This is a genomic window from Burkholderia sp. SRS-25, from assembly GCF_004343765.1.
GTDB lineage: Bacteria > Pseudomonadota > Gammaproteobacteria > Burkholderiales > Burkholderiaceae > Burkholderia > Burkholderia contaminans.
Genome location: NZ_PTXM01000022.1, coordinates 1 through 11939, shown reverse-complemented (window position 1 = coordinate 11939; position 11939 = coordinate 1). Strand labels below are relative to the sequence as shown.

At 60.0% G+C, this 11939-nt stretch carries 8 protein-coding genes, 4 tRNA genes and 1 rRNA gene; all 13 read right to left on the bottom strand.

Features of this window, described 5'->3' with window-relative positions; genetic code table 11:
* Positions 1–14: 14 nt before the first annotated feature.
* The gene (rpoB, locus tag C5O79_RS28515) at positions 15–4121 is read right to left on the bottom strand and encodes a DNA-directed RNA polymerase subunit beta (RefSeq protein ID WP_039339224.1); all 4107 of its coding nucleotides are present in this window, start codon (positions 4119–4121) and stop codon (positions 15–17) included.
* Between the two features lie 377 nt (positions 4122–4498).
* Positions 4499–4873, bottom strand: coding sequence for a 50S ribosomal protein L7/L12 (gene rplL / locus C5O79_RS28510; RefSeq protein ID WP_021161757.1), 375 nt, complete (start codon positions 4871–4873; stop codon positions 4499–4501).
* Positions 4874–4936: 63 nt separating this feature from the next.
* A complete protein-coding gene (gene rplJ, locus C5O79_RS28505) occupies positions 4937–5434 on the bottom strand; it encodes a 50S ribosomal protein L10 (RefSeq protein ID WP_021161756.1) in 498 nt (165 codons plus the stop codon).
* Positions 5435–5742: 308 nt separating this feature from the next.
* A complete protein-coding gene (gene rplA / locus C5O79_RS28500; protein WP_006482906.1) occupies positions 5743–6441 on the bottom strand; it encodes a 50S ribosomal protein L1 in 699 nt (232 codons plus the stop codon).
* Positions 6442–6873 (bottom strand): 50S ribosomal protein L11, encoded by a 432-nt coding sequence (gene rplK, locus C5O79_RS28495; protein ID WP_006477201.1) that lies wholly within the window; start codon positions 6871–6873, stop codon positions 6442–6444.
* A 142-nt stretch (positions 6874–7015) separates the two neighbouring features.
* A complete protein-coding gene (gene nusG, locus C5O79_RS28490) occupies positions 7016–7573 on the bottom strand; it encodes a transcription termination/antitermination protein NusG (RefSeq protein WP_006400672.1) in 558 nt (185 codons plus the stop codon).
* A gap of 1 nt (position 7574) precedes the next feature.
* Positions 7575–7955 carry a preprotein translocase subunit SecE gene (gene secE / locus C5O79_RS28485; protein WP_006477202.1) on the bottom strand — a complete coding sequence of 127 codons (381 nt, stop codon included), beginning with the start codon at positions 7953–7955 and terminating at the stop codon, positions 7575–7577.
* Between the two features lie 42 nt (positions 7956–7997).
* Positions 7998–8073: transfer RNA gene (locus tag C5O79_RS28480), tRNA-Trp, on the bottom strand.
* A gap of 59 nt (positions 8074–8132) precedes the next feature.
* Entirely contained in the window at positions 8133–9323 is a 1191-nt protein-coding gene (gene tuf / locus C5O79_RS28475; RefSeq protein WP_011350666.1) for an elongation factor Tu, read from the bottom strand.
* A 66-nt stretch (positions 9324–9389) separates the two neighbouring features.
* A tRNA-Thr gene (locus C5O79_RS28470) sits at positions 9390–9464 on the bottom strand.
* Between the two features lie 24 nt (positions 9465–9488).
* A tRNA-Gly gene (locus C5O79_RS28465) sits at positions 9489–9562 on the bottom strand.
* Between the two features lie 44 nt (positions 9563–9606).
* Positions 9607–9692 (bottom strand) — tRNA-Tyr (locus C5O79_RS28460).
* A gap of 2121 nt (positions 9693–11813) precedes the next feature.
* A 5S ribosomal RNA gene (gene rrf / locus C5O79_RS28455) occupies positions 11814–11926 on the bottom strand.
* Positions 11927–11939 lie beyond the last annotated feature (13 nt).

The following is an 11939-nucleotide window of genomic DNA, read 5'->3' as shown; positions in this document are numbered from 1 at the left end:
TCTCCGTAGTCCGATTAATTGCGGTCGAGATCGATATCGATACCGAGCGAGCGGATTTCCTTCACGAGCACGTTGAAGGATTCCGGCATGCCTGCATCGATCACGTGGTCGCCCTTGACGAGGTTTTCGTACACCTTCGTCCGGCCGGTCACGTCGTCCGACTTCACCGTCAGCATTTCCTGCAGCACGTAGGACGCGCCGTACGCTTCGAGTGCCCACACTTCCATTTCACCGAAACGCTGGCCACCGAACTGCGCCTTACCACCCAGCGGCTGCTGCGTGACGAGCGAGTACGGGCCGGTCGAACGCGCGTGCATCTTGTCGTCGACCAAGTGGTGCAGCTTCAGGTAGTGCATGTAGCCGAGCGTCACGCGACGTTCGAACATTTCACCCGTGCGGCCGTCGTACAGACGGACCTGGTTCTTCGACGGGTTCATGCCGAGCTGTTCAGCGATGTCGTCCGGGAACGCGAGGTCGAGCATCTTGCCCATTTCTTCCTCGGTCGCACCGTCGAACACCGGCGTTGCGAACGGCACGCCTTCGCGCAGGTTCTTCGCGAGTTCGAGGATCTCTTCGTCGGTGAAGCTTTCCAGGTCTTCCTGGCGGCCCGAGTCGTTGTAGATCTTCGTCAGGAACACGCGCAGTTCCTCGATCTTCGCCTGACGCTGCAGCATTTCGCCGATACGCCAGCCGAGGCCCTTCGCGGCCCAGCCGAGGTGCACTTCCAGAACCTGCCCCACGTTCATCCGCGACGGAACGCCCAGCGGGTTCAGCACGACGTCTGCCGGACGGCCATCGGCCATGTACGGCATGTCTTCGATCGGAACGATCTTCGACACGACACCCTTGTTACCGTGACGGCCTGCCATCTTGTCGCCAGGCTGCAGGCGGCGCTTGACCGCAAGGTACACCTTGACCATCTTCAGCACGCCCGGCGGCAGTTCGTCGCCTTGCGTGAGCTTCTTGCGCTTCTCTTCGAACGCGAGGTCGAACTGGTGACGCTTTTCTTCGATCGAGTTCTTGATCGCTTCGAGCTGCGCCGCTGCTTCGTCGTCCGCGAGGCGAATGTCGAACCAGTGGTAGTGGTCGAGGTCTTCCAGGTAAGCCTGGTCGATCTTCGTGCCCTTCGCGAGCTTCTTCGGACCGCCGTTCGCGACCTTGCCCACGAGCATGCGTGCGAGACGCTGGAACGCGTCGCCTTCCACGATGCGCAGCTGGTCGTTCAGGTCGAGACGGTAACGCTTCAGTTCATCGTCGATGATCTGTTGCGCACGCTTGTCGCGCTGGATGCCTTCACGCGTGAACACCTGGACGTCGATCACGGTGCCGCTCATGCCCGACGGCACGCGCAGCGACGTGTCCTTCACGTCCGAAGCCTTCTCGCCGAAGATCGCGCGCAGCAGCTTCTCTTCCGGCGTCAGCTGGGTCTCGCCCTTCGGCGTGACCTTGCCGACCAGCACGTCGCCTGCTTCGACTTCAGCACCGATGTACACGATGCCCGATTCGTCGAGACGGCCGAGCTGGACTTCCGCCAGGTTCGAGATGTCGCGCGTGATTTCTTCCGGCCCGAGCTTCGTGTCGCGTGCAACGACGTTCAGCTCTTCGATGTGGATCGACGTGTAGCGATCGTCGGCAACGACCTTCTCCGAGATCAGGATCGAATCCTCGAAGTTGTAGCCGTTCCACGGCATGAACGCGATCAGCATGTTCTGGCCGAGCGCGAGCTCGCCCAGGTCCGTCGAGGCGCCGTCGGCCAGCACGTCGCCGCGCGAGACCTTGTCGCCCATCTTCACGATCGGACGCTGGTTGATGTTCGTGTTCTGGTTCGAACGCGTGTACTTGATCAGGTTGTAGATGTCGACACCGACTTCACCTGCGACTGCTTCGTCGTCGTTCACGCGAATCACGATACGGCCTGCGTCGACATAGTCGACGACGCCGCCGCGGAACGCCTGGACCGTCGTACCCGAGTCGACCGCACAGGTGCGCTCGATGCCCGTACCGACGACCGGTTTTTCCGGACGCAGACACGGCACGGCCTGACGCTGCATGTTCGAACCCATCAGTGCACGGTTCGCGTCATCGTGCTCGAGGAACGGAATCAGCGAAGCTGCCACCGACACGATCTGCGACGGCGCAACGTCCATGTACTGGATACGGTCAGGCGTGACCATCATCGTTTCGCCGGCTTCACGCGACGACACGAGTTCGTCGATCAGCTGACCGTTCTCGTCGATCGCGGCGTTTGCCTGAGCGATCATGTAGCGGCCTTCCTCGATCGCCGACAGGTAGTCGATCTGGTCGGTCACCTTGCTGTCCACGACCTTGCGGTACGGCGTCTCGAGGAAGCCGTACTCGTTCAGGTGCGCATACAGTGCGAGCGAGTTGATCAGGCCGATGTTCGGACCTTCCGGCGTTTCGATCGGGCACACGCGGCCATAGTGGGTCGGGTGCACGTCGCGGACTTCAAAGCCAGCGCGCTCGCGCGTCAGACCGCCCGGGCCCAGTGCGGAAACACGACGCTTGTGCGTGATTTCCGACAGCGGGTTGGTCTGGTCCATGAACTGCGACAGCTGCGACGAACCGAAGAACTCGCGAATCGCCGACGAAATCGGCTTCGAGTTGATCAGGTCGTGCGGCATCAGGTTTTCGCTTTCGGCTTGGCCGAGGCGTTCCTTGACCGCGCGCTCGACACGCACGAGACCGGCGCGGAACTGGTTTTCCGCCAGTTCGCCGACGCAACGCACGCGACGGTTGCCGAGGTGGTCGATGTCGTCCACTTCGCCCTTGCCGTTGCGCAGCTCGACGAGGATCTTGATCGTCGCGAGGATGTCGTCGTCCTGCAGCGTCATCGGGCCGGTGATCTCGTCACGGCTGACGCGGCGGTTGAACTTCATACGGCCGACCTTCGACAGGTCGTACGCTTCTTCGCTGTAGAACAGACGGTTGAACAGCGCCTCGACCGCTTCTTCGGTCGGCGGCTCGCCCGGACGCATCATGCGGTAGATCGCGATGCGCGCGGCCGTCTTGTCGGTCGTTTCGTCGACACGCAGCGTCGACGAGATGTACGGGCCCTGGTCCAGGTCGTTCGTGTAGAGCGTCTGGATGTCCTTGATGCCCGCTTCGCGCAGCTTCTCGAGCACGCTTTCCGTGACTTCGTCGTTCGCGCTCGCGATCACTTCGCCGGTGTCGCCGTCGACGACGTTCTTCGCCAGCACGCGGCCGAGCAGATAGTCTTCCGGCACCGAGATGAACTTGGTCTTCGCGGCTTCGAGGTCGCGAATGTGCTTCGCGTTGATCCGCTTGTCCTTCTGGACGATGACCTTGCCATCACGATCCGTGATGTCGAAGCGCGCGACTTCACCACGCAGGCGCTCGGGCACGAACTCGAGTTGCGCGCCTTCGTCCATCAGCGTGAAGTTGTCGAACACGAAGAAGTTCGCGAGGATCTGTTCCGGCGTGAGGCCGATGGCCTTCAGCAGGATCGTGACCGGCATCTTGCGGCGACGGTCGACGCGGAAATACAGGATGTCCTTCGGATCGAATTCGAAGTCGAGCCACGAGCCGCGGTACGGAATGATCCGCGCCGAGAACAGCAGCTTGCCCGAGCTGTGCGTCTTGCCCTTGTCGTGTTCGAAGAACACGCCCGGCGAACGGTGCAGCTGCGAGACGATGACACGCTCGGTGCCGTTGATGACGAACGAGCCCGTCGGCGTCATGAGCGGAATTTCGCCCATGTACACTTCCTGCTCTTTCACTTCCTTGACGACCGGCTTGTTCGGCGATTCCTTGTCGAGGATGACGAGGCGGACCTTCGCGCGCAGCGCGGAGCAGTACGTCAGGCCGCGCTGCTGGCATTCCTTGATGTTGAATGCCGGCGCGGACAACGCATAGCTCACGAACTCGAGACGTGCGAAACCGTTGTGCGAAACAATGGGAAATACCGATGTGAACGCAGCCTGCAAACCTTCAGGCTTGCGTTGCGTGGCCGGCACATCGGCTTGCAGAAACGTGCTGAATGATTCAAGCTGGGTAGCCAGCAAGAAAGGAACTTGGTGAACGATGGGGCGCTTCGCGAAACTCTTGCGAATGCGCTTCTTCTCGGTGAAGGAATATTGCATACGATCTCCGAATCACGGCGGGTGCTATCGAGGCGGAATACCTGGACGTTTCAAACCCGAGTGTTCACCGACTGAGACCCGATGGCCGTCCGACGGCTTGAACGAGCCGAGAAGCTTGGTGGTTGGCCGCTACCAACCGCTGGCTGACGGCAGCGGATGCCTGTGTTGCCCGCTACCCGACCAAACTTGCCTTCTGCAGTCGCTTCAGAAGACAAAGAGAACCGCCATTCGTGACCAATGACAACGATCAGGCGGTTTTCTTTGGCTTCTGGGGCCGATTATTCGGGCTCCCGAATGAGTGCCAGAATAACGTCCCCACAAAGCACAAAAAGGCCGGCGGTGAAAATACCGCCAGCCTTCGCACAGCGCGCCGAAACTTACTTGACTTCGACCTTCGCGCCTGCTTCTTCCAGCTTCTTCTTGGCTTCTTCAGCAGCAGCCTTGTCGACGCCTTCCTTGACAGCCTTCGGTGCGCCGTCAACGACGTCCTTCGCTTCCTTCAGGCCCAGGCCCGTCAGTTCGCGAACTGCCTTGATGACTGCAACCTTGTTGCTGCCTGCTTCAGCCAGAACGACCGTGAATTCGGTCTTCTCTTCTGCCGCAGCAGCTGCGCCGCCGCCTGCCGGGCCAGCGACTGCCACTGCAGCTGCCGACACGCCAAACTTCTCTTCGAATGCCTTGACCAGTTCGTTCAGTTCCAGAACGGTCATCCCTTCGACTGCTGCCAGGATGTCTTCTTTTGCGATTGCCATTTGAAATACTCCTAAATTGAATTCGGATACAGCCAGCGATCAATGACGCTGATGCACGTTCGATTACGCAGCTTCCGCTTGCTTCTTCTCGGCCAGCGCGGCCAGAGCGCGCGCGAAGCCCGAAACAGGCGATTGCATAACGAACAGCAGCTTCGAGAGCAGTTCTTCGCGGCTCGGGATGCTTGCCAGCGCTTGCACGCCAGCCTTGTCCATCACCTTGCCATCGAACGAACCAGCCTTGATGACCAACTTGTCATTGCTCTTGCTGAAGTCGTTGACGACCTTAGCAGCAGCAATTGCATCTTCCGAGATGCCGTAGATCAACGGGCCAGTCATCTGCTCTGCCAGCGGAGCAAACGGCGTACCTTCAACAGCGCGACGCGCCAGCGTGTTCTTCAACACGCGCAGGTAAACCTGTTGCTCACGCGCTTTCGCGCGCAGCTTGGTCAGATCGCCAACCGCAATTCCACGATACTCAGCCAGCACAACGGTCTGAGCCTTCGCGACTTGCGCGGAAACCTCAGCGACGACGGCTTGCTTGTCTTCTCTATTAAGCGGCACGGTTAGCCTCCAGAAACGATACGTTCGGCGTGGCCGGCATGGCCGAAACCTCACGTACCTCGTTCAACAACGGCGTCCGACCTCGTTAGGAGTATTTCCACCTCACGCCGGGAATCGCTTCGCGGCCTGCGGCTTCACCACTGCAAAACTTTTTCGGGTTCGCCATCTGCGTTGGCTTGAATTAAGGGACCGCCTGACTGCTGCGCCCCACCAACGGTCTTTGATAACCGGTTGCCCGCCCTACCGCGCGAACAACCGCCCAAAGCCCATGTAGGCCGCTTCGCGAACGAAGCGGCCCGAATACTTGCTTACTGTGCTGCCAGCGTAGCCTGGTCGACACGCACGCCGACGCCCATCGTGCTCGACAGTGCGATCTTGCGCAGGTAGACGCCCTTGCTCGTTGCCGGCTTTGCCTTCTGCAGCGCTTCGATCAGCGCCGACAGGTTCGAACGCAGTGCGGTCGGCTCGAACGATGCGCGGCCGATGGTCGCGTGGATGATACCGGCCTTGTCGACACGGAATTGCACCTGACCAGCCTTCGCGTTCTTGACGGCAGTTGCGACGTCCGGCGTGACCGTACCGACCTTCGGGTTCGGCATCAGGCCGCGCGGGCCGAGGATCTGACCGAGCGTACCGACGATACGCATCGTGTCCGGCGAAGCGATCACGATGTCGAAGTCCATCTGGCCAGCCTTGATCTGCTCTGCCAGGTCTTCCATACCGACGATTTCCGCGCCTGCTGCACGTGCTTGCTCAGCCTTCTCGCCTTGCGCGAACACAGCAACGCGAACCGACTTGCCCGTACCTGCCGGCAGAACGACCGAACCACGAACGACTTGATCCGACTTCTTCGCATCAATGCCGAGCTGGACTGCGACGTCGATCGACTCGTCGAACTTCGCGCTCGCGCATTCCTTCACGAGGCTCAGTGCGTCTTCGATCGCGTACAGCTTCTGACGATCAACCTTGGCAGCAAATGCCTGACGGCGCTTGGAGATCTTAGCCATTTACACGCCCTCCACAGTGATGCCCATCGAGCGTGCGCTACCAGCGATGGTGCGAACGGCTGCGTCCAGATCAGCTGCCGTAAGGTCCGGCATCTTGGTCTTCGCGATTTCTTCAGCTTGAGCGCGCGTGATCGAACCGACCTTGTCGGTGTGCGGCTTGCTCGAGCCCTTGTCCACCTTCGCCGCCTTCTTGATCAGGACGGTCGCCGGCGGCGTCTTCATCACGAACGTGAAGCTCTTGTCAGCGAATGCCGTGATGACCACCGGCACCGGCAGACCCGGCTCCATGCCTTGAGTCTGCGCGTTGAACGCCTTGCAGAACTCCATGATGTTCAGGCCGCGCTGGCCCAGTGCCGGACCGACCGGCGGCGACGGGTTGGCTTTACCTGCAGGGATCTGCAGCTTGATAAAGCCGATAATCTTCTTTGCCATTTGTGAACCTCATTGGAACGCCGGAGAAGGCGTTCGGTGAGTAATAACGCGCTTTCGCCACGGGCTACTGACGCTCCTCAACGGCCATGACGCGGGCCGTAAGCGCGAAGGTGGGCAGCCGAAGCTGCCCACCGAATCGGGATCAAACTTTTTCGACCTGGCCGAACTCAAGCTCGACCGGGGTGGATCGGCCAAAGATGGTGACCGACACACGCACGCGCGATTTTTCGTAGTTGACTTCTTCGACGGTGCCATTGAAGTCCGTGAACGGGCCTTCCTTGACACGCACCATCTCGCCGACTTCGAACAGGGTCTTCGGGCGCGGCTTCTCAACGCCTTCCTGCATCTGCGACATGATCTTCTCGACTTCCTTCGGGGAAATCGGGGTCGGGCGGTTACGCGCACCGCCGACGAAACCGGTGACCTTCGCAGTGTTCTTCACGAGGTGCCACGTTTCGTCCGTCATTTCCATCTCGACCAGCACGTAGCCGGGGAAGAAACGACGCTCAGTCACTGCCTTGTGGCCGCCCTTGACTTCGACCACTTCTTCGGTCGGAACCAGGATCTGACCGAATTTGTCCTGCATGCCAGCACGTTCAATGCGCTCCTGAAGCGCACGTTGCACGCTCTTCTCCATACCGGAGTAGGCGTGCACGACGTACCAACGCTTTCCGCTCGGGGATGCCGGAGTATCGCTCATATCATTTCCAACCCAGAATCGCCGAGAAAATCACCCATTCGATCGATTTGTCACTCAACCAGAGGAAAATCGCCATCACGAGCACGAAACCGAACACGACGAGTGTGGTTTGCGTTGCTTCCTTGCGGGTGGGCCAAACGACCTTGCGGACTTCCTTGTACGAATCCTTGGCAAAAGCGATGAGGCTCTTGCCAGGTGCGGACATCAGCCCGACGGCCACGCCGGCGATGATACCTACCGCCAACGCGGCACCGCGGACATACCACTGCTGATTGGTCAGCCAGAAGAAGCCCACGAATCCGGCCAAGACCAACAATACGCCCAGGGCCAGCATCAGCTTATCGCCGGAGGTATTTACAGTTTCGACGGATGGATTCGCCATAACACCTTAAAACAAATGCCACGTAGGACACGTGGCGATTTTTGGCAGGGGCAGAGGGAATCGAACCCCCAACCTTCGGTTTTGGAGACCGACGCTCTGCCAGTTGAGCTATACCCCTAAACCATGCTGGGGCTGGCTGTTGCCAGCCCCAAAACTGTCGATCAACGAATAACTGGCTTACTCGATGATCTTGGCGACGACGCCGGCGCCGACCGTACGGCCGCCTTCGCGGATTGCGAAGCGCAGACCTTCTTCCATCGCGATCGGAGCGATCAGCTTCACCGTGATCGACACGTTGTCGCCCGGCATCACCATTTCCTTGTCCTTCGGCAGCTCGATCGAGCCCGTCACGTCCGTCGTACGGAAGTAGAACTGCGGACGGTAGTTGTTGAAGAACGGCGTGTGACGGCCGCCTTCGTCCTTGCTCAGCACGTACACTTCAGCCGTGAAGTGCGTGTGCGGCGTGATCGAACCCGGCTTCGCCAGAACCTGGCCACGCTCCACGTCTTCACGCTTCGTGCCGCGCAGCAGGATACCAACGTTGTCGCCCGCTTGACCTTGGTCCAGCAGCTTGCGGAACATTTCAACGCCCGTGCAGGTCGTCTTCACCGTCGGCTTGATACCGACGATTTCGATTTCTTCGCCGACCTTCACGATGCCGCGCTCAACGCGACCCGTCACAACCGTACCACGGCCCGAGATCGAGAACACGTCTTCAACCGGCATCAGGAACGCGCCGTCAACTGCACGCTCCGGCGTCGGGATGTACGTGTCCAGCGCGTCGGCCAGGCTCATGATCGCCACTTCGCCCAGCTCGCCCGTGTCGCCTTCCAGCGCCAGCTTCGCCGAACCCTTCACGATCGGCGTGTCGTCGCCCGGGAAGTCGTACTTCGACAGGAGTTCGCGAACTTCCATCTCGACCAGCTCGAGCAGTTCAGCGTCGTCCACCATGTCGCACTTGTTCAGGAACACGATGATGTACGGAACGCCAACCTGACGCGCCAGCAGGATGTGCTCACGCGTTTGCGGCATCGGGCCGTCTGCTGCCGAGCAAACCAGGATCGCGCCGTCCATCTGCGCTGCGCCCGTGATCATGTTCTTCACATAGTCAGCGTGGCCCGGGCAGTCGACGTGTGCGTAGTGGCGGTTAGCCGTTTCGTACTCGACGTGTGCCGTGTTGATCGTGATGCCGCGCGCCTTTTCTTCCGGTGCCGCGTCGATCTGGTCGTATGCCTTCGCTTCGCCGCCGAACTTCTTCGTCAGAACCGTCGTGATCGCTGCCGTCAGCGTCGTCTTGCCATGGTCAACGTGACCAATCGTACCAACGTTCACGTGCGGCTTGGTCCGCTCAAATTTACCCTTGGCCATTTTCGACTCCCAGAAGGAATTTCACAGGTTGCGCCGCGCGCAAACAAGACACTGACTTTTTACTGCTGGTGCCCATGGGCAGGATCGAACTGCCGACCTCTCCCTTACCAAGGGAGTGCTCTACCACTGAGCCACATGGGCGCTTTACGCTTCAACTTCGCGGTCTGGAGCGGGTGAAGGGAATCGAACCCTCGTCGTAAGCTTGGAAGGCTTCTGCTCTACCATTGAGCTACACCCGCACGGGCCACAAACGATTCCTTACCGCTCACTGCGCTGATAATCTTGGTGGAGGAGGTTGGATTCGAACCAACGTAGGCGTAAGCCAACAGATTTACAGTCTGCCCCCTTTAGCCACTCGGGCACCCCTCCGTAGAGAACTGACGATTATGGGGGTGCATCGCACTTCTGTCAAGCGGACCCGGAAGATTATTTTCACTTTCTTCCCGACACCTGCTTGACCACCGATCTCCCGCCCTTGCCCGGCTAAGGCAAGCATGGGTACTACTGACCAGTGCCACATCTTCGTCAGACTTCGCCCTCAACGTCGATCTGCATCTACGCTGAAAACGAAAGACCGCCATCATACGACCTCTTTCGCACTCTGCCAAGCAGGTAAACGAAAATTTTCCGCAAATTTCGTGCCGAGCGGATTCGAAGCTCCGTCCTCATTATTTTTCAGGATGCCACCTCCGATCTCACGTGTTCTCTGGGCGGACCTGCAGGCGATATACATGACAAGGCTTTCGGGCGTTTTCCGGCAACAGCTTCGAGCCGTCCGGCCAGCTGCGGACCGGAAGTCATGGGAGCGACACCGGCCTACATCGACATCAGCGACAGGCGCGATACCATCGGCGGTGAACTGCCCATCTCCGGTTCGAATCCTCATGGCTCTGACCGCGCATTCGGCCGTTCCGTCGGACGCCTGGTGTCGCTCAAGTGCAATCACCAGGATCCGCCAGCAGACGCTGGCCGACAGCCGCGCTCCAGAACGCCCGGCAGCAACCGCAGTGCTCGCCGCAGATGACCGACTGAAACCCCCACTAGATCTCGGGTGCCTCGGTGCGGCGCACATCGGTTCCGCTGGGGCATCTCCGTTAAGCCAAGATGCGATCGCATATGCGTGGCTACTCATCGATACGTCCATGTATGTCGTCGGCGCCGGCGATAACGCGCCCGAACGTCAATCAGGCGGCCCGATCTGCATCGGGCCCATTGCAGCCATTACTCGCCGACGATATGCGCTTCCGCCCAGGCTTGCCCCGCAGGCTTGTCCAAGCGGTCTCGGCGAACATTCTGCAATGTGCCGCCCACTGCATCTCGCCGTCGTGCAAGCCGACGAACGTCAGTATCTGGTCGGTCCATCGCAGCGAATCCTCGGCATACAAGCGACATCCCGCGTGTACGTACGATGCTCGTCTCGTGCAGCTGAACATCAATACCTGCGTAGGGTTAGAGGCCGGCGCGTTTTCCGCTCCGCATGCGTCCGACGACGACGACGGAGAGCCGGCATGCGACATCCAGTCTTCAGCATCTACTGCTCGCCGCCCGGCGTTGATCGTGCTGCCCGGGAGCACCGCCGGAACACCACGCGGCGGTTTTCGCCCGTCGATGGCTCAGCACTCCGCGATCCGATTACCGCATGCACAGTGCGATCGGCCGGCGTCGGCACCGGCGACACACATGTCGCGTCAATGGGCGAAGGGCTAGATTGCTTTGGCCGCACGGCCAATTCACTCATCGAAGAAATATGTGTTGCGCGATGGGCAGCCGGGGCTCGTCAAAAAGGAACAGCTCGGTTTTCGGATGCTATCCGGTCGATGAACTCGCGGACGCGCAGCTCGCGCTACACATCGATTTTTTGGCTCCGACTGGTTACGCGTGCCCGTTTCTTCGAATGCGTCAACTTGAGCGAAGATGCGACGAATTGAGACGCAAACAACTCTGAATGACTTCACGATGTCATCCTGCGCGCAATCCGTCTTCGGTCGCTCGAGGGTAACAGTCGTTCAGCGCTCGTGGCAAGAACACGCCAAAACGTCCGATTGAGGCGCCCCGTTGCCCGGGTCATGCTGATGGTTCACGCGGTGACGGAGGCCGCGGAACATGCTCGATCGGCACGGAATTGCAATGGTGATTTTAGGCCGTGGATGAGCTCAATACACCGATGAACCACGTCCGATAACCGGTAGTCGAGAGGTTGGCGATGCAACACCACGCCACAGTCCGCGACGCTCAAATCTACGCCGAGTGGTACAGCGGGAGGGCGGATGTTTGAATGCGGGTTCGGCCAGCGCCAGCCGCGAACGCGGGCCGGCTTGGTCGGTTTGATCAGCGGCGCAGAGCCGTGAATTGCTCGAGAACGGCAGACGCCTATATCGGCGCATTCGGCGCCCCAGTTCCAGCCAGGCCGTCCATCCCGATCCCCCGCGCATTTCCGCCGCGCCAATGCAAAAACCCCCGCCTTTCGGGCGGGGGTTTCTGGCTTAGGGAGCCTGACGATTACCTACTTTCACACGGGAATCCGCACTATCATCGGCGTAGAGTCGTTTCACGGTCCTGTTCGGGATGGGAAGGGGTGGGACCGACTCGCTATGGTCATCAGGCAAAGAGGGTTGT

Bases quoted from the DNA above. Each gene is read 5' to 3' on its own strand.
- secE (WP_006477202.1), bottom strand. From the start codon at position 7,955: ATGGCGAATCCATCCGTCGAAACTGTAAATACCTCCGGCGATAAGCTG.
- tuf (WP_011350666.1), bottom strand. From the start codon at position 9,323: ATGGCCAAGGGTAAATTTGAGCGGACCAAGCCGCACGTGAACGTTGGT.
- rpoB (WP_039339224.1), bottom strand. From the start codon at position 4,121: ATGCAATATTCCTTCACCGAGAAGAAGCGCATTCGCAAGAGTTTCGCG.
- nusG (WP_006400672.1), bottom strand. From the start codon at position 7,573: ATGAGCGATACTCCGGCATCCCCGAGCGGAAAGCGTTGGTACGTCGTG.
- rplL (WP_021161757.1), bottom strand. From the start codon at position 4,873: ATGGCAATCGCAAAAGAAGACATCCTGGCAGCAGTCGAAGGGATGACC.
- rplA (WP_006482906.1), bottom strand. From the start codon at position 6,441: ATGGCTAAGATCTCCAAGCGCCGTCAGGCATTTGCTGCCAAGGTTGAT.
- rplK (WP_006477201.1), bottom strand. From the start codon at position 6,873: ATGGCAAAGAAGATTATCGGCTTTATCAAGCTGCAGATCCCTGCAGGT.